19 protein-coding genes are annotated in these 22,419 nt (G+C 69.4%); 5 read left to right on the forward strand and 14 right to left on the reverse strand.

The window, feature by feature from the left end; all coding sequences use genetic code 11:
* Nucleotides 1-291: 291 nt before the first annotated feature.
* The 5 genes from ACLIBK_RS18805 to ACLIBK_RS18825 all read right to left on the reverse strand — a co-directional run bounded on the left by ACLIBK_RS18805 (nucleotide 292) and on the right by ACLIBK_RS18825 (nucleotide 5,184).
* Nucleotides 292-1,035, reverse strand: a complete 744-nt coding sequence (locus ACLIBK_RS18805) for an SDR family NAD(P)-dependent oxidoreductase (RefSeq protein ID WP_415388886.1) — start codon at nucleotides 1,033-1,035, stop codon at nucleotides 292-294.
* A gap of 14 nt (nucleotides 1,036-1,049) precedes the next feature.
* Nucleotides 1,050-2,531: an amidophosphoribosyltransferase gene (gene purF, locus ACLIBK_RS18810; RefSeq protein WP_415388831.1), complete on the reverse strand. Its 1,482-nt coding sequence runs from the start codon at nucleotides 2,529-2,531 to the stop codon at nucleotides 1,050-1,052.
* A gap of 13 nt (nucleotides 2,532-2,544) precedes the next feature.
* Nucleotides 2,545-3,105, reverse strand: a complete 561-nt coding sequence (locus ACLIBK_RS18815) for a CvpA family protein (RefSeq protein WP_415388832.1) — start codon at nucleotides 3,103-3,105, stop codon at nucleotides 2,545-2,547.
* Between the two features lie 100 nt (nucleotides 3,106-3,205).
* Nucleotides 3,206-3,637, reverse strand: a complete 432-nt coding sequence (locus ACLIBK_RS18820; RefSeq protein ID WP_415388833.1) for a hypothetical protein — start codon at nucleotides 3,635-3,637, stop codon at nucleotides 3,206-3,208.
* 191 nt (nucleotides 3,638-3,828) lie between these two features.
* Nucleotides 3,829-5,184 (reverse strand): dihydroorotase, encoded by a 1,356-nt coding sequence (locus ACLIBK_RS18825; protein WP_415388834.1) that lies wholly within the window; start codon nucleotides 5,182-5,184, stop codon nucleotides 3,829-3,831.
* Between the two features lie 498 nt (nucleotides 5,185-5,682).
* On the opposite strand from ACLIBK_RS18825, the gene ACLIBK_RS18830 reads away from it, so the two are divergent.
* The 4 genes from ACLIBK_RS18830 (at nucleotide 5,683) to ACLIBK_RS18845 (ending at nucleotide 11,871) form a co-directional block, all read left to right on the forward strand.
* Nucleotides 5,683-7,485 carry a PatA/PatG family cyanobactin maturation protease gene (locus tag ACLIBK_RS18830; protein WP_415388835.1) on the forward strand — a complete coding sequence of 601 codons (1,803 nt, stop codon included), beginning with the start codon at nucleotides 5,683-5,685 and terminating at the stop codon, nucleotides 7,483-7,485.
* A 1,282-nt stretch (nucleotides 7,486-8,767) separates the two neighbouring features.
* Nucleotides 8,768-10,474: a stimulus-sensing domain-containing protein gene (locus ACLIBK_RS18835; RefSeq protein ID WP_415388836.1), complete on the forward strand. Its 1,707-nt coding sequence runs from the start codon at nucleotides 8,768-8,770 to the stop codon at nucleotides 10,472-10,474.
* A gap of 285 nt (nucleotides 10,475-10,759) precedes the next feature.
* On the forward strand, nucleotides 10,760-11,572 hold the full coding sequence (locus tag ACLIBK_RS18840; protein WP_415388837.1) for an RNase A-like domain-containing protein: 813 nt from the start codon (nucleotides 10,760-10,762) through the stop codon (nucleotides 11,570-11,572).
* Between the two features lie 14 nt (nucleotides 11,573-11,586).
* A complete protein-coding gene (locus ACLIBK_RS18845; protein ID WP_415388838.1) occupies nucleotides 11,587-11,871 on the forward strand; it encodes a contact-dependent growth inhibition system immunity protein in 285 nt (94 codons plus the stop codon).
* Nucleotides 11,872-12,188: 317 nt separating this feature from the next.
* On the opposite strand, the gene rpsO is transcribed toward ACLIBK_RS18845, so the two are convergent.
* The 9 genes from rpsO to ACLIBK_RS18890 form a co-directional block, all read right to left on the reverse strand.
* Nucleotides 12,189-12,458 carry a 30S ribosomal protein S15 gene (rpsO, locus tag ACLIBK_RS18850; RefSeq protein ID WP_415388839.1) on the reverse strand — a complete coding sequence of 90 codons (270 nt, stop codon included), beginning with the start codon at nucleotides 12,456-12,458 and terminating at the stop codon, nucleotides 12,189-12,191.
* Complete coding sequence (truB, locus tag ACLIBK_RS18855) at nucleotides 12,442-13,500, reverse strand: tRNA pseudouridine(55) synthase TruB (RefSeq protein WP_415388840.1); 1,059 nt, start codon at nucleotides 13,498-13,500, stop codon at nucleotides 12,442-12,444. The genes rpsO and truB overlap by 17 nt, the downstream gene beginning before the upstream one ends.
* A 326-nt stretch (nucleotides 13,501-13,826) precedes the next feature.
* Nucleotides 13,827-14,708 carry an alpha/beta fold hydrolase gene (locus tag ACLIBK_RS18860; protein WP_415388841.1) on the reverse strand — a complete coding sequence of 294 codons (882 nt, stop codon included), beginning with the start codon at nucleotides 14,706-14,708 and terminating at the stop codon, nucleotides 13,827-13,829.
* Between the two features lie 114 nt (nucleotides 14,709-14,822).
* Nucleotides 14,823-15,800 carry a Bug family tripartite tricarboxylate transporter substrate binding protein gene (locus ACLIBK_RS18865; RefSeq protein WP_415388842.1) on the reverse strand — a complete coding sequence of 326 codons (978 nt, stop codon included), beginning with the start codon at nucleotides 15,798-15,800 and terminating at the stop codon, nucleotides 14,823-14,825.
* 116 nt (nucleotides 15,801-15,916) lie between these two features.
* Nucleotides 15,917-16,393 carry a cupin domain-containing protein gene (locus tag ACLIBK_RS18870; protein ID WP_415388843.1) on the reverse strand — a complete coding sequence of 159 codons (477 nt, stop codon included), beginning with the start codon at nucleotides 16,391-16,393 and terminating at the stop codon, nucleotides 15,917-15,919.
* 197 nt (nucleotides 16,394-16,590) lie between these two features.
* Nucleotides 16,591-18,165, reverse strand: coding sequence for a bifunctional phosphoribosylaminoimidazolecarboxamide formyltransferase/IMP cyclohydrolase (gene purH / locus ACLIBK_RS18875; RefSeq protein ID WP_415388844.1), 1,575 nt, complete (start codon nucleotides 18,163-18,165; stop codon nucleotides 16,591-16,593).
* 82 nt (nucleotides 18,166-18,247) lie between these two features.
* Nucleotides 18,248-18,847: a hypothetical protein gene (locus ACLIBK_RS18880; protein WP_415388845.1), complete on the reverse strand. Its 600-nt coding sequence runs from the start codon at nucleotides 18,845-18,847 to the stop codon at nucleotides 18,248-18,250.
* Nucleotides 18,848-18,999: 152 nt separating this feature from the next.
* The gene (locus ACLIBK_RS18885; protein ID WP_415388846.1) at nucleotides 19,000-19,749 is read right to left on the reverse strand and encodes a sulfite exporter TauE/SafE family protein; all 750 of its coding nucleotides are present in this window, start codon (nucleotides 19,747-19,749) and stop codon (nucleotides 19,000-19,002) included.
* Nucleotides 19,750-19,888: 139 nt separating this feature from the next.
* Nucleotides 19,889-21,226: a Rieske 2Fe-2S domain-containing protein gene (locus ACLIBK_RS18890; RefSeq protein WP_415388847.1), complete on the reverse strand. Its 1,338-nt coding sequence runs from the start codon at nucleotides 21,224-21,226 to the stop codon at nucleotides 19,889-19,891.
* A 224-nt stretch (nucleotides 21,227-21,450) separates the two neighbouring features.
* Between ACLIBK_RS18890 and ACLIBK_RS18895 the strand changes: the two genes are divergently transcribed.
* Nucleotides 21,451-22,416, forward strand: a complete 966-nt coding sequence (locus ACLIBK_RS18895; RefSeq protein ID WP_415388848.1) for a PDR/VanB family oxidoreductase — start codon at nucleotides 21,451-21,453, stop codon at nucleotides 22,414-22,416.
* Nucleotides 22,417-22,419 lie beyond the last annotated feature (3 nt).

Below are 22,419 nucleotides of genomic sequence, written 5' to 3' on the forward strand. Positions count from 1 at the left end.
CGTCTGGCTTTACCTGCGCGAGCGCTTTCTCTCCCATCGCTTGCTCCACAGCAACGCCGCCATCGTCGACGCCTGCTGCCAAGCCTGGAATGCCCTGACGCCAGATCGCCTCCGCTCCCTCACTAGCTATCCCTGGATTGGAAAAGTCACTTCATAAGCGCGCCGGCATAAGGTCGGGGGAGTGAACTCCCCCGAGCCCCCTCCTTTTTTCGGGAGTTTGGGGTGCCCTTGCGGCACCCCAAACTCCCGAAAATAGATGGGGGTCCGGGGGAATACCTTCCCCCGGCTTTCTTACCGCCGGACCACCGCGCCCTGGCGGCCCTCACCCGGCAGGCACAGCGCCGCCACGTCGGGCGCCACCTGCGCGGGCGTGGGCAGCGTCGCCGGGTCCTCGCCCGGCATGGCCGTGGCGCGCAGCCGCGTCGCCACCGCGCCGGGGTCGAACAGGTTCACCCGCAGCGGCGACCCCGCCACCTCCTGCGCCCAGGTCAGCACCAGGTGCTCCATGCCCGCCTTGCTGGCGCCGAAGGGCCCCCAGTAGGCCTTGGGCTCCGCCGCCCGCGCGCTGGTCAGGAACACCGCCCGCCCGGCCTCGGCCGCGCGCAGCGGCGGGTCGCAGGTGCGGATCAGCCGCCAGGCGGCGGTCAGGTTCACCCCCACCACCTCGTCCCAGTCGCGCGGGGTGATGTGCCCCACGGGGGTCAGCGCCCCCAGCACGCCCGCGGCGTGCACCAGGATGTCCAGCCGCCCGAAGCGCTCCACGATCGAGGGCCCGATCGCGTCGATCCGCTCCGCCCCCTTGCCGAGGTCGAAGGGCAGCAGCACCGCCCCTTCCCCGCCGGCGGCGCGGATCGCGTCGTCCGTCTCCTCCAGCCCGCCCTGCGAGCGCGCCACCAGCACGCAGCGCGCGCCCAGCCGGCCCAGCTCCACCGCCACCGCCGCGCCGATGCCGCGCGACGCGCCGGTCACCAGCGCCACCCGCCCGGCCAGCGGCTGCGGCCCGGTGCCGGTGGCCTCGGGCTGGGCGGGGTCGATCACCAGGGTCTGGCTCACGCGCCGTTCGCCATCAGCAGGGAGGGCACCCGCGCCGGGTCCTCCTGCACGTCGGTCAGGGGGATGGCGTAGTCGCCGGTGAAGCAGGCGTCGCAGAAGCTCGGCGCCCGCGGGTCGCGCCCCGGCTTGCCCAGGGCGCGGTACAGCCCGTCGAGCGAGATGAAGGCCAGGCTGTCCGCCCCGATGAAACGTGCCATCTCCTCCACCGAGTTGTTCGCCGCCAGCAGCTTGTCGCGGTCCGGCGTGTCGATGCCGTAGAAGCAGGGATGCGTGGTCGGCGGTGCGGCGATCCGCATATGCACCTCCGAGGCGCCGGCCTGGCGCACCATCTCCACGATCTTCTTGCTGGTGGTGCCGCGCACGATGGAATCATCCACCAGCACCACGCGCCGCCCCTGGATCATCACCCGGTTGGCGCTGTGCTTCAGCTTCACGCCGAGGTGGCGGATCTGATCGGTGGGCTCGATGAAGGTGCGGCCGACGTAGTGGTTGCGGATGATCCCCAGCTCGAAGGGGATGCCCGCTTCCGCCGCGTAGCCCATCGCCGCCGGCACCCCGCTGTCGGGCACCGGCACGATCACATCCGCCGGCACGCCGGATTCCCGCGACAGCTCCGCCCCGATGCGCTTGCGCGTGTCGTAGACGGAGGTGCCCTCGATCACGGAATCCGGCCGGGCGAAGTAGATATACTCGAAGATGCAGAACCGCCCCTGCTGCCGGCCGAAGGGCTTGATGCTGCGCAGGCCCTGGGCGTCGGCGATCACCACCTCGCCCGGCTCGATGTCGCGCACGAACTCGGCGCCCACGATGTCCAGGGCGCAGGTCTCGCTGGTCATCACCCAGGCGTTGCTCTCGGGCCCGCCCAGCCGCCCCAGCACCAGCGGCCGCACGCCCAGCGGGTCGCGCGCCCCGATCAGCGCGCCGTCATGCAGCGTCACCAGGGAATAGGCCCCCTGCACCTGCTTCAGCGCGTCGATCAGCCGGTCCAGCACGGTGGAATACAGGCTGATGGCGATGAGGTGCACGAAGACCTCGGAATCCGTCGTGCTCTGGAACAGGCAGCCCCGCCGCACCAGCGCCCGCTTCAGGGCGAAGGCGTTGGTCAGGTTGCCGTTATGCGCCACCGCCAAACCGCCGAACTCGAAATCGGCATAGAGCGGCTGCACGTTGCGCAGCGCCGACTCCCCCGTGGTGGCGTAGCGGTTGTGCCCGATCGCGGCGTGCCCCTTCAGCGAGGCCATCACCTTGGCGTCGCTGAACGTGTCCCCCACCAGCCCGCGCCCCTTGTGCGCGTGAAACTGCCCCTCTCCCGAGAAGGACACGATCCCCGCCGCCTCCTGCCCGCGGTGCTGCAGCGCGTGCAGCCCCAGCGCGGTCAGCGCCGCGGCATCCTGGGCGCCCCACACGCCGAACACGCCGCATTCCTCGTGGAAGGCGTCGTCCTCGGTCCGGGCGTGGGGATTGGTGGAAACATCCATGCTCAAGCGGTCCTCAGGTCCGGCTGCGCGGCGGCGGGCGCAGCAGGTCCTCCATGGGCGGCAACGGCCGGTTCGGCGCGTCCGGCACCCGGGGTCGGTAATCGGGCGGCAGGCTGGCCGCCAGCCACCGCGCCCCGTCGGCCACGAGGGGCAGCGCGCGGGCATCGCGCACCGGCTCGGGCCAGCGATCGGCGGAGGGCAGGAACAGCCCGCCCACGATGTAGGCGACCACCGCCAGGAATGCACCCCTGGCCAGGCCGAACACCGTGCCCAGCGCCCGGTCCACCCCGCCCAGCACCGAATTCTGCACCCGACGCGCAACGGCCGAGATCACCAGCTTCAGCACGATCAGCGCCACCACGAAGACCCCGCCCACCGCCACCACGTCCCGCAGCCAGTCCGGCTGCACGGCCGTGGCCAGCGCCGAGCGCATCCCCGGCAGCAGCAGGAAGGCGAAGAACAGCGCCCCCACCCAGGCGCCGACGCCCAGCACCTCCCGCACCAGGCCGCGCGAATAGGCGATCAGCGCCGACACGGCGAGCACCAGCAACAGGACGCCATCGACCCAGGTCATGCGCCGGCCCCATAGCAGGCCCGGCGGATTCCCGTCACGCGGAGTCGGCACGGCTGGGGTGTGGCGCCGCGCGGCCCGCGGGAAAGCGCGGGAGCCCGGATTACGGCACCCCGGGCACGCAGCGCAGCCGCACGGCCCAGTTCTGCCGCCGCTCGGTCCAGACCCGTCCGCTCCAGCGCTCCACCAGGAAGATGCCGGGTTCCTCCACGGTGACGAGGCGGAACTGCCAGTCCGTCGCCTCGCGCGACCCGGCCGGCGACTCCATGGAGAAGCCGTAACTGCTACTGGTCGTGTGGGGAACCGGCTCCATCGGGGCGATGGTGTCGTAGCCGCCCCCGCGCGTGAACAGGCGGCTCACCCGCCCCTCGGTCACCTCCACCCGGAATTCGCTCGGCAGCCCCTCGGTTTCCGACCCCTCGATCAGCGCCACCCGGCACGGCGTCATCCATTCCTGCGACCGCGCCGGCGCCGGCGCGAGCACGACCGGGGCGAGCAGGCAGAGGAGGGGCGCGGCGGCGGCGACGGGCTTCATGGATGCTCTCTCCTGCTCCGGCAGCGGACCCCGGGGGTCCCGGCGCGGCGCGCGGTGCGGGCGACCGGGCGCGGGCCGGAAGGCTACATCGCCCCGTCGGGCGCGGCAAAACTCGTTACGGTTCCCGAGAAAGCCGGGCAGCCCCGGCGGAGAACCCCGGGAGCGGCGCCCCCCCGGCCCGGACGGCCCCGCTACCCTTCCCCGCCGCGCGCCTCCGCGAAGCGCACCGGCGCGCCGCGCGGGGCGCCGAGGATCTCGTCCTCCCGCATCACCGCCTCGCCGCGCAGGATGGTCATGACAGGCCAGCCCGTGCAGGTCATGCCCGCGAAGGGCGTCCACCCGCAGGGCGAGGCGATCCAGCTGTCCTCGATCGTCCGCCGCCGTCGCAGGTCCACCACCGTGAAGTCCGCGTCATACCCCGCCGCCAGCCGCCCCTTGCCGGTCACGCCATAAACCCGCGCCGGCCCCGCGCTCATCAGGTCCACCAGCCGCGCCAGGCTCAGCCGCCCGGCGGCCACGTGGTCCAGCATGATCGGCACCAGCGTCTGCACCCCCGTCAGCCCCGCCGCCGTGGCGGGCCAGGGCCGCTCCTTCGCCGCGCGCGGGTGCGGCGCGTGGTCGGAGCCGATGCAGTCCACCGTGCCGTCCCGCACCGCGGCCCAGGCCGCTTCCCGGTGGCGCTCGTCCCGGATCGGCGGGTTCATCACGGCATAGCCGCCCAGGCGGTCATAGGCGTCCGGCGCCACCTGGGTCAGGTGGTTCACCAGCAGCTCCGCCGTGGCGAGCTCCCGGTAGTCCTTGAGGTAGTCCAGCTCCTCGGCCGTCGAGACGTGCAGGATATGCGCGGGCCGCCCGGTCTTGTGCGCCAGCGCCATCAGCCGCCGCGTGCCCAGGAAGGCGCATTCCACGTCCCGCCATTCCGCGTGCAGCGCGTAGGGGCCGCCCCCCGCGAATTCCGGCTTGCGGGCCTGGAGGCGGAACTCATCCTCGGAATGAAAGGCGATGCGGCGGCGGCCGGCGCGCATTACCGCCTCCAGGCTGGCATCGTCCTCCACCATCAGGTCGCCCGTGGAGGAGCCGGCGAAGACCTTGATCGCGCAGACATTGGGCTGCAGCTCCAGCGAGGGCAGCTCGGCGATGTTGCCCTTGGTGGCGCCCACGTAGATGCCCAGGTCGCACCAGGCGTGCCCGGCCACGTAGTCCCGCTTGTTGTCCAGCGTGGTGCGGTCGGTGATGGCCGGCGAGGTGTTGGGCATGTCGAACACCGCGCACAGCCCGCCCAGCACGCCGCCGCGCGTGCCGCTCTCCAGCGTCTCGACGCTGTTGTCCGCCCCGGTGCCCTGGCAGGGGTCGCGCAGGTGGACATGCGGGTCGATCAGCCCGGGCAGGATGTGCAGGCCGGAACAGTCCAGGGTTTCCGCGGCGGAGGCGGTGCGCAGGTCCCCCAGCGCGGCGATGCGGCCGTCCCGGACGCCGATATCGGTCGACTCGGCGCCCCAGGGCAGGACGCAGGTGCCGTTGCGGAGGAGGAGGTCGTAGTGGGGCATGGCGAGTGGCCTCGGGTGACGTGGAGGAGGTGTGCCACTCGGAGGGACGCAGAAGAAGAGGCGTCAAGACCGTAACCAGAGAGTGTGACAAGCCCAAAATCTGACCAAAACAGGCAAAGAAATAGTACTGCTTTGATCTGTCTAGACTAGCCCTTTTCTGCGTTGCAATTTTGATGATTATTCTGAAGTGGAAGCAGAAACAGATATTGCAGCACCGCTAGTATACTTGGCTGTTTCGCTTCTGTGTTAGCCGTTGATTCGGAGCGGTCGATGTCCCTGACGCAACTGTTCTTGCCAGCTATTTGATTGCAGCCATCAGTACCACCATCCCGGAAAATCTCAGGAGCAGGAAAATTCTGGTAGCGTTACGAAAACAAATTGTGGTTTCGTAACGTCGCTTCATCTCTGGTGAGGGTGTCGTTGGAACTAACGACAGAGTGGGAAGCACGGCTTCCCGGACTTTCGCAACTGTGGGCCGCCACAAAGGGTGACCCTCGCGTGCGCGTCGCTGTGCTTGACGGACCGGTCGATCCAGCTCTTTTCGAAGGCGCTGGTATCTTACCGGCAGGTGCAAGTGAGCACGGCACATTGGTCACCTCGATTCTTTCCGGAACAGCCGCAGGTAATATCCCGGGGCTATCCCCCAAATGCACAATTTTAAATATCGAGATATTTAAAGATGGGAACGGATATGTTCTACCCTGCTCACAAAGCGATTTAGCTGAAGCGATAAACAAAGCCACCGACCTAGGAGCTCATATAATAAATATAAGTGCCTCGAAGCTGCTAGATGCAGCTGATGTTTCAGTTGACCTTCTGATGGCGGTAGAAGCCGCAACGAACCGCGGCATCCTCATTATCGCCGCAGCGGGCAATCAAGGATGTTCCTGCGACACAATACCCGCATCCATATCAGGCGTTCTAGCAGTAGGCGCACACGACTCGGAAAAGCTCCCACTTCCAATTAGTAATTGGGGGCAAAGTCATCGATCCGAGGGGTTAATCGCGCCTGGTCTTGCCATTCCAGGAGCCTGCGTTGACGGCGGGGTCTGTCGGAACACAGGCACAAGTTTCGCCTCTGCTGTTGTTGCCGGAATAAGTGCTCTCCTCATGAGTTTTCTCCTCAAGCGCGGGGAAAAACCAGATGGAATGCGCATTAAGCGCGTCCTCCTTGGTACATGTGATCCGTGTCGGCCTGAGAGCACAGAATTATGCGCCCCATTCTTGAGGGGAACTCTCAACGTCGAGAGCGCGTTCAACAATCTATCCAGTGGCTTTGCATCAGATTGCAACCCGGAGATGCCCATGGCCTCGCACACAACTGACCTCAGCCAGAACAGCCAACCAGCCCTAAAAGGCGCTCTCCTTGAGCCGTTGAGCGTGAACGCCGTTTCTTCCTTCCATCCTTTCGCCCCTGACGGCATTGTTCCTGCCGATTGTGGCTGCAGTTGTGCCAACAAAGCTGAGAAGGGGACAAAATGCACTTGCGAGGGAGCAAAGCGCCCCCAACTTGTCTACGCAATTGGCCGCCTAGCCGTAAGTTTCACTACCGCAGCTAGACGAGATTCTATTTGGCGTACTGTCAATGGGACGCGTGAAGGCGACCTAAAGTCCATAACAGACGAAGCTCTTCGCTCCTTGATGCAGGCAAATCCTTATCAGGCACAAGCTGTAGTCTGGACACTAACTCGCAGTGAAGTGCCGATGTACGCGATTGTCCCAATGGGCGCATTCGCCGCAGAAACCTACAAGTGGCTCGTCGAGGAATGGTCGGATCAGGATGTTGAGTTTGTTTCCGTCCCAGGCGTAATTGCGGGGCAGATGCAACTTTACGATGGCATGATGGTAGACATCCTAGTTCCCGATCTTCGAGGAATGTTCAGTTGGGAGCATACGCGGTATACTGATGCTCTCGTGGCGGCTCGCACCCAGGAAGCGTCCGAACTTCCTGAAGATCAAATCAGGCGGGAAATTGATCGTTTCCTCGGAAAGATTTTCTTCAGAATCAGGAATCGCGGCATAACGCCGGAGGAACGGGCTCTGAATGCCGCCGCCACAAATGCTTTCAATGTCAGCAACGTGATAGTGGATGCTGGCAGAGAAGGTCTTACTCTGAAGGATGTATCTGCTGAACGGAGCCCCTTAAATCGCCCTGGCAGCGAATACTATGACGTACTACTAACGTTCTTCAATCCTCGAGACAGGATCGGAACGGCGCCGCTCCTGGCTAGGCTGACGATCGATGTAAGTGACACGGTACCGGTCGTCATTGGCGAGCCTGTTATCTGGTACGAGTATTAGTCAACGCACGAAAGGAGAACAGAAATGAAACTTCCAATCCAGATGCCCACTGTAGCGAGGCAGACAACGCACTCAGATGTGCGCTCACCGGAAGCACGTTCCGGTAGCTCTGAAACCTTGAGCCCGGCAGGTTGTTGCGGGGTGAAGGTGTGTTTGCCTTTTGTTGGTTGCCAATGTCAGGGTGTTGAAAGTCCACTCTGCCCGTAGTCTCAAACCTCAGTTAAAGGAGAGATTTTTCATGCGCCTCCCCACCTATTCGCCTGGCATAAGGCACGGCGTCGATCAAGCGAGCGTGACCTTGATGCGCCCTCGCCAAGAAGGATTGGTGCAGCAATCGTGCAACCCTCTCGAATGGGTAGGCTGTGCCGCAGCCGTCGCTGCATGTAGTGCCCTTACTGGCCCGGCGCTTATCGCATGTGTGGCGGCCGCTGCTCCTGGCTGTGTCAAGTGTGTCAGTTAAGAGCGCGACTCTAACTTGTTAGGATGCTTTGCGGCCGAGCCAACTCGAGTGGCTTGGCCGTTTCTTGGGTCACCGCTTATAGAGAAGCGTGGCAATTAACATCATTTGATCACAAGAGCATCATGGCACAATTTGCAAAAAGCCATGGTAGAGTTTAGCGATTACTTAGATTTGGCGTATATCTTCGCTCGGGAGCGGCGAATGTTGGGATACTTACCAAACCTCGGCGTTAGGCTCGTGCTCGCCGTTTCTCGGAGGCAAATGGGCCAATTCCAGTAAGAGGCTGCAACGGAGAAATACCTTTTGCAGGATGGGGCGCTGAATAGCTGCCGCAACTACGCCCAGGCCGTCCGCCGTACCGTGACTGCCAACCTTGTGGAAAGCTCGCGAATTATCGGCGGTCACGATATTTCCTGCGCCGGCTCGCGGCGGAGGAAGTCTGCATCCGCGTCCTCGTGGATAGCCGCAAGCACGCCATCATGGCTGTTAGGGGGCAGGGACCCGGCCAGCCCTGAAACCTGTGGCCGCACCTACCGTCCGAACCGGCCAGGAGGGCGCCCACCACCGCAGGACGTGGCACGCCAGCCCCGAAATGGCACAAACGCGCGAAAATGCCACATCGCACGCGTCGCTTGCTTCCCAACCCGCTGAAATGATACGCTTCCTACGGGCAAAACACCCCGAACCGCACCCCCGCGGTAAGGAAGTAAGATGGTAAGGAAGTAAGGCGAACCCGCCCCGCCTTCGTCCCGCCACACCGCCCACACGACACTGCCCCCGCCTGCCTGCTAACCTCCCGGCACTCCAGCGGAGGCCCCTTCCGTGCCCGACGGAACCGTCATCACCCAGCCGCCCCCGCCGGTGGTCCTGCTGGAACGCCGCGGCCGCAACCGCCGCGTTTCCCCGCTGCTGCGCCGCATCCTGCTGCTGAACGCCCTGCCTCCCTTCCTGCTCGCGGCCTCGCTGCTCTACCTCGACCAGTACCAGAACGGCCTTCTGGCGGCCGAGGTCGCGGGGCTGCGCACCCAGGCCCGCATCTACGCCAACGGCGTGGCCGAGGCCGCGGTGCGCCTGGACAATGACCGCCCCGTGCTGGTGCCCGAACAGGCCCGCCCCCTCCTGCGCCGCCTGGCCGAACCCGCCCCCAACACCCAGGCCAAGCTGTTCGACAACACCGGCCTGCTGGTGGCCGACAGCCGCGTGCGCGAAGGCGCGGGCGGCAACATCGTGGCCGAACCCCTGCCCCCGCCCGACCCGCCCTCCGCCGTGGGCGGCCTCGCGGACCGGCTGGTGACCTGGCTGCTGCGCTGGGGGGCGCCCAAGGCGCCGGACGACGTGGTGGTGGATATCGGCCCCGACGCCCCCTCCTTCGATTGGCAGCCCGGCTTCGGCGGCAACGCCCAGGGCGGCACCGCCGCCGATCGGGCGGAGGAGCTGAAGCTCGCCCTGGAAGGCGGCGTGAACCCCTATGTCCGCCGCACCGCCGATGGCCGGCTGCTGGTCTCGGTCGCCGAACCCGCCACCCGCGCCAACCAGCCCGTCGGCATCGTGCTGCTGACCAGCGAGGCGCGCGAGGTCGACGGCCGCCTGGTGCAGATCCGCGGCTCCGTGCTGGCGCTGTTCGGCCTGGCCCTGGCGCTGACCGTGGCGCTCTCGGCCTATCTCGCCCGCACCCTGGCTTCGCCCATCCTGGGGCTGGCCCAGGCCGCGCGGGAAATGCGCCAGGGCAAGGGCCGCGCCGGCACCATCCCCCCCGCCCTGATGGCCCGCCAGGATGAGATCGGCACCCTCGCCCGCTCCTTCCAGGAAGCCGCCACCGCCCTCTGGGCCCGGGTGGACAGCAACGAGCGCTTCGCGGCCGACGTGGCGCACGAGCTGCGCAACCCCCTCACCTCCGTCCGCTCCGCGATCGAAACCCTGCGCCGGATCGAGAACCCCGACAGCCGCGCCCGCCTGCTGGCCATCATCGCCCAGGACGCGGTGCGCATGGACCGGCTGATCGGCGACATCGCCGACGCGTCCCGCGTGGATGCCGAACTCTCCCGCACCGCGACCGAGCCGGTAGACGTGGCCCCCATCCTCGGCACCCTGTCGGAACTGCACGACGCCACCCGCGCGGAGGAAAGCAGCCCCACCGTCACCCTGGACGCCCCGCCCGAGGGGTTGGTGGTGCGCGGGGTGGAAGGCCGGCTGGTGCAGGTGTTCCGCAACCTGCTGGGCAACGCCCTGTCCTTCTCGCCGCCGGGCAACACCGTGACCGTGCGCGCCCGCCGCACCGGCGCCGTGGTGGAGGTGAGCTTCGAGGATGCCGGCCCCGGCATCCCCGAGGCCAAGCTGGAAAGCATCTTCGACCGCTTCTATTCCGAACGCCCCCAGGGCGAGCAGTTCGGCCAGCATTCCGGCCTGGGCCTGAGCATCTGCCGCCAGATCGTGGAAGGCCTGGGCGGTCGCATCACCGCCGAGAACCGCCGCAGCCCCGACGGCGCCGTGGCCGGCGCCCGCTTCGTGGTGCGCCTGCCCGCAGCCTGACCCCAAGGCCGGCCATCACCCCGGCGCTGGCCACCACCGCCCTCGCCCCAGCGCCCGCCCGCTGCTCGCTGGACGCCCTGCCACCGCCCGGTCAACCTGCGGTCCCCCGCCTCCCGACCGCCCGAACGTCCAGCCGGTCGGGCACCCCCGCGCCCCCTGCCTCCCGCCGCCCGCCCGCGCCGCGATCGTTCCACCCCCGCTTGCATCCGCCCGCCGCCAGCGCTAGCCCGCAAGGCTCCGTCACCGCCCCCGAAAAGGAAGCCGCCGCTGTCCGGATCCACCACCGTGAGTGAGGAGGACGGCCTCCAGGTCGTGCTGTCCCCCGTGCAGCTCGCGGCCGTGCTGCAGGGCGCGACCCTGGGCGAGAGCGCTTCCCTGGGCACCCGGCTCTGGGGCGCGGTGACGGTGCTGGGCGGCGGGCTGGAGCTGGTGGGCTCCGCCGGCCTGCTGCTGACGCCCGAACCCACCATGATCACCAAGGCCGGCGGCGTGGCCCTGGGGCTGCATGGCGCCGACAACGTGTCCTCCGGCCTGCAGCAGGTCTGGACCGGGCAGCGCACGGTGACCATGACGCACACCGCCGTGGCCGCCGCGGCGCGTGCCATGGGCGCCAGCCCGGACCAGGCCGACACCACCGGCATGGTGGTGGACATGCTGGTGCCGCTCTTCGTGGCTGGCGCGGTGGGCGCCGCCCGGGCGCTGGCGGTGCGCGGCGGCCGGCTCAGCCTGGCGGCGGAGGAGGCTGCCGGCGGCCACACCATCGCCCGCCATGTCGGCCGCACCGAGGCGCAGCTGCGCGCCCGCCTCGCGGCCGAGACCAAGATCCCCGCCGCCACCACCTTCCGCTCCCTGGCCGAGGCCGAGCGCTTCGTCAGCCAGGTGATGCGCGCCAGGGCCGCCGACATCGCCAGCTGGGCCCACACCGCGGCCCCCGGCGCCACCAAGGCCTTCACCCAGGATGCCGGGCAGGTCGTGGGGCGCGGCGTGGTGCGGGCCACCGGCGCGCTGCAGGACATGACCAAGCTGCGGGTGGTGCTGCGCAAGACGGCGGTGCAGGGCCGGATCTACTTCGTGCTCACCGCCTTTCCCGTGCCCTGAGAACGGCGCCCGCCATGCCCGACCCGGACCCCTTCCCCGCCCTGGCGCATTTCCTGGACGCCTACATGCACCTCGACTGGGCGGAGGAGGATGCCGACCTGCCGGAGGTGGTAGCCCGCTTCCGGTCGGTGGAACCCGCCGCGGCCATCGCGGCCACCCGCGACGACATCCGCCGCTTCCTCCGGCAGCCCGACGCCGAGGCCGCCTACGCGCGCAGCTTCCCCATGGCGCCGGTGCCCGGTGGCTGGAACCTGTCGGCGCGGCAATGGCTGGAATGGCTGGAGACGCTGCTGGGCTGATGCCGGCCGGCGGCGCCAGAATATTCAGGCCGCGGCCAAGGGGGCTCCGCCCCCTCGGGCTCCCCCGCGAGGGGCTTTCAACTCCTCGACCCCAGGAGCGCTCCGCGAGGAGGAGTTGCGGCCAGGGTCGCGCCGGGGGCCGCCACGATCCGGATGCCCGTCATCGCAGGGTCCGGGGAGGTCCTATCTTGCAGATCGGGCAAGGGTTTCGCCCTCGCCCCGGGGGTCCAGGGCAGTGCCCTGGCGATCCATACCCCCGAAGAACCGGCCCACGGGCCGGCTCGCAGCACGGGCCGCCGATGGCGGCCCGATGCCATTCAGCGGCGGAGGTTGAGCCGCCCGATCAGGGACTCGTAGCGGCCCTGGTTCTTGCGCTTCACATAGTCCAGCAGCCCGCGCCGCTGGCCCACCAGCACCAGCAGCCCGCGCCGGGAATGGAAGTCCTTGGCGTGGGTCTTCAGGTGTTCGGTGAGGTTGGAGATGCGCTCGCTCAGGATCGCGACCTGCACTTCGGGCGAGCCCGTGTCGCCGGGCTTCTGGGCGTATTCGGCAATAAGCGCGCTGCGGCGCTCAGCGGTGATCGACATCGGAGGACTCCGGTTGGTCGTGGACGGGAACGCCCTGGGTCAGCCACCGCTCCGGACGCAACAAGCCGTCCGAGAGCAGGCCCAAGCCCACCAGGCGCCCCCCCGCCAGCACGCGCACCAGGCCCCCATCGGGGTTGGCGGCGGGCGGAACCCGGCCCATGAACTCCACCAGGGACAGGTCCTGGCCGAAGGAAAGGCGGGCGGCCTCCGCCTCGGTCACGGCCAGAGCCGGGATGTCGGCCAGCGCGGTCGTGACGGGGAGCAGGAGGTCCGGGGAAGGAGGCGGGCCATCGCCCGTTGCGGTCACGCTGTCAAGCGAAACCGCGTGGGATTCGTGGAAAGGCCCCACCCGCAGCCGCCGCAGCGCCGCGATGTGCCCCACCGTTCCCACCGCCCGGGCCAGATCCCGGGCCAGGGCGCGCATATACACGCCCTTGCCGCTCTCCACCGCGAAGATGGCGGTGTCGGCATCCACCCGCTCGATCAGCTCGAAGAGGTCCACCCGGGCCGGGCGCGGCATCAGGACAGGCGCGTTGCCTTCCCGCGCCAGATCATAGGCCCGCTGCCCGTCCACCTTCAGGGCGGAATAGGCCGGCGGCACCTGCATGATGTCGCCGCGGAAGGCCGGCAGCGCCTCGCGGATCGCCTCGTCCGTAGGGCGGGCGTCGTCCGTGGCCGTCACCTGCCCGTCCGCGTCATCGGTGTCGCGGGCTTCGCCGAAGCGCAGGGTGAAGTGGTAGGCCTTGGTGCCGTCCATCACGTAGGGCACGGTCTTGGTGGCCGCCCCGAAGGCCACCGGCAGCAGCCCGGTGGCCAGCGGGTCCAGCGTGCCGCCGTGGCCCGCCTTCTGCGCCTGGAAGGCGCGCTTGACGCGGTTCACCACCTCCGTCGAGCCGATGCCGGAGGGCTTGTCGATGATCAACCAGCCGTCCAGCGGCCGCCCCTTGGGCTTGCGGAACTGTCCCCCGCGCCCGCCGGGCCGGCCGCCGCCATGCCCCCCCGGACGCCCGCCCCGCTGCGGCCCCCGCTGCTCGCCTGCCATGGCGGAAACTCCTCGATGATCGCGTGTCGGGGCGCGGCCTATCACGGACGCGCCGCGGCGCGCAGGCCCCGCCACGCAGGGGAGAAACGCGCCAGGGCGCCCGGCGGTGCGGTGTTCGCGCCGCCCTTCCGGCCGCGATCACCCTCCCGGGCGGGCGCCGTCCTCCGGCGTGGCTCCGGGCCGGCGGGGACGGTTTCTCCTCAAATGCGCCCGGCCGGACGATGCCTCGCTCCCCGCGTCCCTGAGCCGGACGACGCCCCGTTGCCCAGGGCCCCGGGCGGAACGGCGCTTCACTTCCCGGGCGACCCGGCCAGGCGGCGCCCCGCTCAGCCCGCTCCGGCGGTTTCGGCGGGGGCCGCCTCCACCCGCCGGATGAAATCGCCGAAGAGCCGCGCCAACTCGCCCTCCGCCGCCTTCCACTCGGCCCGGTCCCAGTCCTCCAGCAGCCCGCCACCCGGGCCGCGTCCCTGGGCCACGACGTGGTGGACCTCGTTGCGGGGAAACAGCCGCGCCACCGCCTCGGCCGTCACCGGCGTGTGGATCACGTCGTTGCCGGGCACCAGCAGCACCGGTGCGCGGATGGAGCGCAGGTCGGCCTCGCTGGCGCCGATCACCGGCTGGTCGGCGCCGCGCGTGAAGTAGTCCTTCCAATGGGACATGACGCGGATGAACTCTTCCGGCCGCATCGCGATCAGCCGCGCGCGGTTTTCCGGGCGCGCCTCGATGCGTTCGCGGAAATGCTCGGTGTCGCAGACGGCCGCCATGCCGCCGCGGCGCGCCGCCTCGATAAACTGGCCGTAGTAGGTCTCGGCCAGGCGCTCCGCCGCCGTGTGCCCGCCGGTGACGCGCCAGAGCAGCAGCCCCTTCGCCGCCTCCGGATGGCGCAGCGCGAAGAGGATGGCCAGCCGGCAGCCGGCCGAGGAACCGCCCACGAAGGCCGAGCGGGCGCCGAGATGCTGCAGCAGCGCGTGGAGGTCGTCGGCCCAGATCTCGTACTCGGACTCCTCGCCCTCGATCGCGACGTCGGAGGCGCCGCAGTTGCGCCGGTCGTGCAGCAGCACGCGGTGCCCCTCGGCGGCCAGGGCCCGGGCGATCGGCACCAGCTCGTCATAGGGGCGCCGGCTGCCGGGCGAGAGCGACACCCAGGCACCCCCTTCCCCGATCACCTCGTAGTTGATGTGGATGCCGCGAACTTCGGCGAGTGGCATGGCGAGGCCTTCCCTTTTTCCCCAAGCCCCGTCGAGCACGATCGACGAAGCAGCACGTGCCGGTTTGTGTCCCGGCTGTCCCTTCGGCGGCGCCTGCCGGCGCGCGCCCCGGCGCTATTCCGGCTGGATGCCGGCCGCCCGCACCAGCTCGGCGTAGCTGCGCACCTGATCCACCAGCACGCTGCGGTACTCGGCCGCCGTGCTGCCGCCGGGCTGCAGGCCCAGCGCGTCCAGACGCTCGCGCATGGCGGGCAGCGCCACCGCGGCCGCGACCTCTGCCTGCAGGCGATCCAGGATCGGCGCGGGGGTGCCGGCGGGGGCGAGCATGCCGTACCAGCCGCCATCCATCTGCAGCTCGGGCATCCCCTCCTCCACCACCGTCGGCAGCTCCGGCAGGAAGGCGGCGCGGCGGCGGCCGGTATAGGCGAGGGCGCGGATCTTGCCGGCGCGGATATGCGGCAGCGACAGCGGCGGCGTCAGGCACATCACCTGCACCTCGCCCGCCAGCAGCGCCGTGATCGCCGGGCCGGCGCCCTTGTAGGGCACGTGCACCATGCGCAGCCCGGTGCGGAAGTTGATCATCTCCGCCGCCAAGTGCAGCCCGTTGCCCACGCCGGGCGAGGCGTACATCAGCTCGCTGCCGTGCTGCCGGCCATAGCGCACCAGATCGGCCAGGCTGTGCACGGGCAGCGCCGGGTTCACCCCGATGATCAGCGCTTCCGTGGAGCAGATCATGGAAACCGGCGCGAAATCCCCCAGCGTGTCGAAGGGCAGGTTGCGGTACATGCTGGGATTCACCGCGAAGGAGCTGGAGGTGACCAGCAGCGTGTAGCCGTCGGGCGGCGACTTCGCGACGAGGTTGGCGCCGATGGTGCCGTTGGCGCCCGGCCGGTTCTCCACCACGAAGGGCTTGCCGAGCTGGGCGCCCAGCTGCTGCGCCACGAGGCGCGCGATGGTGTCGGGCGCCCCGACCTCGAAGGGAACGATGATCCGCACGGGGCGGGACGGGTAGTCCTCGCTCCGCGCCGGCCCGGTCTCGAGCACGGCGCAGCCGAGCGCGCCCGCACCGGCCAAGAAGACTCGCCTCAACATGACTTTCCTCCCCGAAGCGCGGCCGGCCCGTTTGCGGGTCCTGGCCGTGAATGTCCGATGCCTTCGTTCTGCTGTTCTCGCTTCCCTGCTCGCGGTTTTCCCTGGCCGCCGCGGCCCTAGCCGGTGGCGGCGAGCGGCTTTCCGCCGGCGGTGGCGGGCTTGGCCCCCACCAGCACGAAGGCGATTCGGCAGGGTTCGGTGCCGCGGTTGATCCAGTTGTGGATGGTGCCGCGCTGCACCAGCACGTCGCCGGCCTTGAGGTGCACTTCCGTGTCGTCCAGCGCCATGTCGATCTCGCCCGAGATCACCACGGCGTAGTCGATGGAATCCGTGCGGTGGTTGCGCGGCGTCACGCCGGGCGCGTATTCGACGACGCGGAACACCGTTCCCGCGTCGAGGCTGGTGCCGACCGCCCGGCGGGCGGCGTCCTCATTCCCGTCATTGTCGGCCGGCACGGATTCCGTGGTCCAGATGACGCAGCCGGCCTGACCCGGACGGCCGGACACGATGTTGTCCGAGATTTCGTCGAACCGCACCACCGACTTACCCTGCGGATCATGTCCGGTGACCACGCGGCGGATCGCCAGCGCCATGCACGCCTCCCTGCTTCATCGCGGCGGCTCTGTGTCCGCCCTCGCAACGAGGTTCGCAGGATTTCACCGCTCGTAGCAAGGCAGGGCGGGCATCTGGCAGGGGAAGCGGCCGGCTGCGGGCCGCCGCCGCCATGACGGAAGAAGGTCGGGGGAGTGAACTCCCCCGATCCCCCTCCTTTTTCGGGGGTTTCCGGCGCTCAGTGGCGGAAGTGGCGCATCCCTGTCATCACCATGGCCAGCCCCGCCGCGTCGGCCGCGGCGATCACCTCCGCGTCGCGCACGGAGCCGCCGGGCTGGATCACCGCCGTGGCGCCCGCCGCCGCCGCCGCCTCCAGACCATCGGCGAAGGGGAAGAAGGCGTCCGACGCCACCACCGAGCCCTGGGCCAGCGGCGCCTCCAGCCCCGCCGCCCTGGCCGCCTCGGCCGACTTCCAGGCGGCGATGCGGGCGCTGTCCACCCGGCTCATCTGCCCCGCGCCGATGCCCACCGTGGCGCCGCCCTTGGCATACACGATGGCGTTGCTCTTCACGTGCTTGCACACCCGGAAGGCGAAGAGCAGGTCGGCCAGCTCCGCCTCCGTGGGCGCGCGCTTGGTCACCACCCGCAGTTCCGCCACCGACACCCGCCCGCTGTCGCGCGACTGCGCCAGGAAGCCGCCCGACACGGAGCGGAACACGGTTCCCGGCGCCGCCGGGTCGGGCAGCCCGCCGGTCAGCAGCAGGCGCAGGTTCTTCTTGCGGGCGAAGACCGCGCGCGCTTCGGCATCGGCGTCGGGGGCGATCACCACCTCGGTGAAGATGGCCGCGATCTTCTCGGCGGCGGCTGCGTCCAGCACGCGGTTGGCCGCCACGATGCCCCCGAAGGCCGAGACCGGATCGCAGCGCAGCGCCTTGTCCCAGGCGGCCGCCAGGTCGTCCGCCATCGCGACGCCGCAGGGATTGGCGTGCTTCACGATCACGATGGCCGGCGCCTCGAACTCCGCCACCGCCTCGAAGGCCGCGTCCGTGTCGTTGAGGTTGTTGAAGCTCAGCTCCTTGCCCTGCACCTGCTCGGCCGTGGCGATACCCCGGCGGTGCGTGGCATCGGTGTAGAAGGCGGCGCGCTGGTGCGGGTTCTCGCCGTAGCGCAGGGTCTGCCGCAGCACGCCCGGCAGGCTCAGCCGCGGCGGGAATTCCTGGCCTTCCTGCCCGGCGAACCATGCGGCGATGGCAGCGTCGTAGCCCGCGGTGCGGGCATAGGCCGCGGCCGCCAGCTGCCGCCGCAGGGCCAGGCTGGTGCCGCCGGCGGCCAGCGCCTCCACCACGGCGCCGTACTGCGCCGGCGCCGTCAGCACCGCGACATGGGCGTGGTTCTTAGCGGCTGAGCGGATCATCGCCGGTCCGCCGATGTCGATGTTCTCGATGCAGTCGTCGAAGGAGGCGCCGCGCGCCACCGTGGCCTCGAAGGGGTACAGGTCCACGCAGACCAGGTCGATCGGGGCGATCGCGTGCTGCTCCGCCTGCGCCACGTGCGAGGCGTCGTCGCGGCGGAACAGCAGCCCGCCATGCACCTGCGGCACCAAGGTCTTCACCCGCCCGTCCAGGATTTCCGGGAAGCCGGTGTGCTCGCTGACATCCTTCACCGGCAGGCCGGCGGCGCGGATCGCGGCCGCAGTGCCGCCGGTGGAAAGCAGCTCCGCCCCGTGTTCCACCAGGGCGCGGGCGAATTCCAATAGCCCCCCCTTGTCCGAGACGGAGAGCAGGGCGCGGCGGATCGGGAGGGTGTCGCTCATGCCGGGGCTTTTCTGCCGCCCGCCGCACCGCCGCAAGAGCCGTGCGCGGGCAGGCAGCCCTGCGGCCGCACCGCCAGGCGCATCAAAGGTGCTTCAGCTTGGCCAGATTCAGCTCGGTGACCGCGGTCATGGCGCATTCCACGTGCAGCACCGCGCGCGGCGGCAGGATGCGCACCGCGCCGTTCCCGCTCTGCACCCGGAACTGGAACTGGGAACACGGCACGCCCGCCCCCGTGTTCCAGGCCCCTGGCAGGGCATAGACGATGCGGAGCTGGTTGTTGGCGGCGCCGCGGCTGGTCCGCACGGCCACCCCGGAGCCCGCCGCGCTGCGGCGATACGCGTCGGTGTCCTCGTAGGTGATCCTGCCGCGGTAGCCGAAGGCTTCGCGCAAGGTGCTGCGCAACGGCGCGCCGAACACCGTGCGGGGGTCGCCTGCATCGGCCACGCTGCGCTTGGCGACATTGCCCACCAGGAAGAGCCGGTCGATCCGGCCCCCGAGCATGCCCGTCATCCGCCGCCCCACGGACATGAACTCGTCCGCGGTGGTCAGCAGGGTGGCGTGGAAGCCCGCCATGCCCTGGTGCAGCGTGCTGGTGGCGATCACCGCCATGCAGGATTGCACGTTGGGAAAGGTGAGGGCCGACCCGACGCTGAAATGGTCCTCGTTGAGGTAGTCCGGCATCGTTCCGCCTCCAGACCGGCGCGGACGCTAGAATTCCAGCGGGTGGGAAACAAGTGCGACGGGCGCCCGCGCCATGGCCTGGCCGCGCCCCCGGTGATGGGCCAGTGCCGCGGCGCGGTGGGCGCGGTTCCGTGCCCGTGCTGCCCCGTGCCTCAGCTCCAGGCGCGCCAGAAGAACCCGATCGTGGTGGCGATGCTGAACAGGATGATGAACAGCCGCAGCCGCTCCGCCGGCACCCGCCGCGCCAGCCGTGCGCCGAAATAGCCACCCACCACGGCGCCCACCAGCATCAGCAGGGTTTCCGGCCAGTGCACGGGCGCGAACAGGGCGAAGCACACCACCGCCACGGCATTGGCGACGCTGACCAGCAGGGTGCGGGCCGCACTCATGGCGCGCACGTCCATGTCGCCCAGCAGGCTCCACATCGCCATCATCATGATGCCGACGCCGCCGCCGAAATACCCCGCATAGACCGAGAGCAGCACCTGCGCCGCCAGCACCACCCCCGTCCCGATCCGCACCCGCCGGCGCAGCGCGGCGCCGAGCTGCCGGCCGAAGGCGAAGGCCAGCGTGCCCACCAGCAGCAGCCAGGGCAGCAGCCCGTCGAAGGCGCGCGTCGGCGTCACCAGCAGCAGCACCGCCCCCACCAGCCCGCCCACGAGGCTGATCAGCAGCAGCACGCGCAGCGGGATGCCGTCCAGCGGGCGGAACTCGTCGCGCCAGGCCCAGGCGCTGGCCAGGGTGCCCGGCAACAGGGCGATGGTGCTGGACGCATTGGCGGACAGGGCGGGCAGCCCCACCAGCACCATGGCGGGAATGGTGACAAAGGAGCCGCCGCCCGCGGCCGCGTTCATGGCGCCTGCGAGAAGCCCGGCCCCCAGCAGGATCAGCGTCGTTTCCATCCGCCCGGAGCTTAGGCCCGGTTCGGGACGGGGGGAACATGGGTGCCCCGCCGCGGGTCCCGCGGGCGGGACCGGGCGCCCCGGAACGGCCGCTCAAAGCTCGCCCGGTTCCCGTGGCAGGGCCGCGGCAGCCGTGCTCTCAGCCGGCCGCCTCGGCCATCTCCCGTTCCGTCTCGTCCGGCTCCATGCCGTCGAGGTACTGCACCTCTTCCTTCGAAGCGCCGAGCTTGCGCCAGTCCTCGGTCTTCGGCACCACGCCCTGGTAGGAGCGGAGCTTCGCCTGCGGCAGCTTGTCGCGCGTCTGGCCGATCGGCTCGCCCCCCTCCTCGAAACGCGCCAGCGCGTCCAGCATGATGCGCCGGAACTGCACCACGGCGATGTCGCTGGCACCCAGCCGCTCGCTCGTGCGGTCGGCGATCGGGCCCATGCTTTCCCACATGGCGATGTCCTGGTTCGGGATCCCCGGGATGCCGGTGAAGCTGTCGCCGCTCTTCATCCACGCGCGGTCCTGCAGGTAGTCGTTGGAAGCGTGCCGCTTGATCGGGCGGAAGTTCTCGTCCACGTCCACCCCCACCTCCACGACGCAGAACTTGCGCCAGGCCGCGGTGGAGATCGCTTCCCGGCTCTCGTGCCAGGCGATGAAGTGGAAGTAGCTGTTCTGGTCGTCCTTGGGCACGATCACGGTGGCCACGTTGTAGGTTGCGTTGGGCGGGATCAGCGCCGTGAAAGGGGCAACAAAGGTCGTGATGCGGACGTAGTCCTTCACCGCCGCCTCGGTGATCGGCCGGCGGATCGCGGCGTAGCGCATGCCGTAATTCGTCACCTGCACCTGGATGCGCGGGTTCTTGTCGGTGGAAGGGCGCACCCAGTGGGTGTCCTTGGCCTCCGCCTCGCCGCGCGCCGGCCGCATGTCCGAGGAATGCAGGGAGGAGGAATGCGCGCTGTCGATCTGCCCTTCCATGATCTGGGCCCAGTTGCAGGGCAGGTCGATGCGGACGATCGCGGCATGCGCCTCGGGGGTCGGCGCCCAGGGCGGGGGCTCGAATTCCGGCATGTCCTCCGGCGCGCCCATGAAGACGAACACGAAGCCGCCCGCCTCGCGCGTCGGATAGCTCTTGTGCTTCACACGCTCGGCGAAGCCGCTGCCCTTGGGCTCGGAGGGCATCTCGGTGACGTTGCCGTCCACGTCGATCTTCCAGCCATGGTACAGGCAGCGCAGCCCGCATTTCTCGTTGCGGCCGAAGGCGAGCGACGCCTTGCGATGCGGGCACATCTCGCCGAGCACGCCGACGCGGCCATTGGTGTCGCGATAGGCCACGAGCCTCTCGCCGAAGAGCGTCACGCGCACGGGCTTGCCGTCCGGCTCCGCCACCTGTTCGGACAGCAGGGCGGGGACCCAGTGGCGGCGCATCAGGCGGCCCATCGGGGCATGGCCCTCGACGCGCGTGAGCAGATCATTCTCCTCGGCCGTCAGCATCCGCTGGGTCCTCCAAAGGCATGGCGACGCCGATATAGTTAGTTTACTAAGGGGATGGAAGTCTCCTCCTGGCCAGCGCCTCCGGGTCCCGATGGTATCCTGGGGCGGGAAGCGAGGCGGGTTCTGGATCATCGGAGGACCGCAGCACCTGCCACTTGATGGATAATCCTTAGTATTCTAAGTGTGTGCCGTGTTCCCCGCGCTGGAACAGAAAGGGACTGCCCTTGGATCAGGACGGCACCGAGCTGATGTCCCTGCGCGTCACGCGCTGCGAGGCGGCGGCCGACGGCATCCAGCTCTTCGAGCTGCGGCACCCGGACGGTTCCGAGTTGCCGCCCTTCACCCCCGGCTCGCATCTCTCGGTGAAGGTGCCCTCGGGCGCCATGCGCAACTACTCCCTCAGCAACGACCCGCATGAGCGGGACCGCTACGTCATCGCCGTGAAGCGGGAAGCGGGCGGGCGCGGCGGCTCCGTCGGGCTCATCGACGGCGTGCAGGCCGGCGACACGCTGGACGTGTCCGTTCCGCGCAACCTCTTCGAGCTGGATGCGAGCGCCCCGGCGTTCATCTTCGTCGCCGGCGGCATCGGCATCACGCCGATCCTGTCCATGATCCGCTACCTCACCGCCGGCGGCGACAAGCCCTGGCACCTCTACTACCTGACCCGCAGCCCGGGGCTCACCGCCTTTCTGCCAGAGCTGAGCGCCGCGGAGTTCGCGGAGCACGTCACGGTGCACCACGACGAGGGCGATCCGGCCCAGGCCTTCGACCTGTGGCCGGTTTTCGAGGAACCGACGGAGGCGCATATCTACTGCTGCGGCCCGCGGCCGCTGATGGATGCCGTGCGCGACATGACCGGCCATTGGGACGAGACGGCCGTGCATTTCGAGGATTTCGGCTCCGACCTCGTCCGGCCGCGCCCCGACGACAAGCCCTTCCGCATCCGCCTGGCCGCCAGCGGCGCGGAGCTGGAAGTGCCCGTCGGCACCACCATCCTCGAAGTGCTGCGCGCGCACGGGCAGCGTGCCCCCTCCTCCTGCGAGAGCGGCACCTGCGGCACCTGCCGTACCCGCTACCGCGAAGGCGAGGTGGACCACCGCGACCTCGTGCTGACCGAGGGCGAGCGGAAAACCAGCCTGATGGTCTGCGTGAGCCGCGCCACTTCCGATCTGCTGGTGCTGGACCTCTGACGG

The sequence above is a fragment of the Roseomonas sp. BN140053 genome (assembly GCF_047690175.1).
Taxonomy (GTDB): Bacteria; Pseudomonadota; Alphaproteobacteria; order Acetobacterales; family Acetobacteraceae; genus Roseomonas.

Coding starts and splice junctions, on each gene's coding strand:
- ACLIBK_RS18845 (WP_415388838.1), top strand. CDS start 11,587: ATGCCCGACCCGGACCCCTTCCCCGCCCTGGCGCATTTCCTGGACGCC.
- ACLIBK_RS18860 (WP_415388841.1), bottom strand. CDS start 14,708: ATGCCACTCGCCGAAGTTCGCGGCATCCACATCAACTACGAGGTGATC.
- ACLIBK_RS18885 (WP_415388846.1), bottom strand. CDS start 19,749: ATGGAAACGACGCTGATCCTGCTGGGGGCCGGGCTTCTCGCAGGCGCC.
- ACLIBK_RS18865 (WP_415388842.1), bottom strand. CDS start 15,800: ATGTTGAGGCGAGTCTTCTTGGCCGGTGCGGGCGCGCTCGGCTGCGCC.
- ACLIBK_RS18825 (WP_415388834.1), bottom strand. CDS start 5,184: ATGCCCCACTACGACCTCCTCCTCCGCAACGGCACCTGCGTCCTGCCC.
- rpsO (WP_415388839.1), bottom strand. CDS start 12,458: ATGTCGATCACCGCTGAGCGCCGCAGCGCGCTTATTGCCGAATACGCC.
- ACLIBK_RS18815 (WP_415388832.1), bottom strand. CDS start 3,105: ATGACCTGGGTCGATGGCGTCCTGTTGCTGGTGCTCGCCGTGTCGGCG.
- purH (WP_415388844.1), bottom strand. CDS start 18,165: ATGAGCGACACCCTCCCGATCCGCCGCGCCCTGCTCTCCGTCTCGGAC.
- ACLIBK_RS18870 (WP_415388843.1), bottom strand. CDS start 16,393: ATGGCGCTGGCGATCCGCCGCGTGGTCACCGGACATGATCCGCAGGGT.
- purF (WP_415388831.1), bottom strand. CDS start 2,531: ATGGATGTTTCCACCAATCCCCACGCCCGGACCGAGGACGACGCCTTC.
- ACLIBK_RS18890 (WP_415388847.1), bottom strand. CDS start 21,226: ATGCTGACGGCCGAGGAGAATGATCTGCTCACGCGCGTCGAGGGCCAT.
- ACLIBK_RS18820 (WP_415388833.1), bottom strand. CDS start 3,637: ATGAAGCCCGTCGCCGCCGCCGCGCCCCTCCTCTGCCTGCTCGCCCCG.
- ACLIBK_RS18880 (WP_415388845.1), bottom strand. CDS start 18,847: ATGCCGGACTACCTCAACGAGGACCATTTCAGCGTCGGGTCGGCCCTC.
- truB (WP_415388840.1), bottom strand. CDS start 13,500: ATGGCAGGCGAGCAGCGGGGGCCGCAGCGGGGCGGGCGTCCGGGGGGG.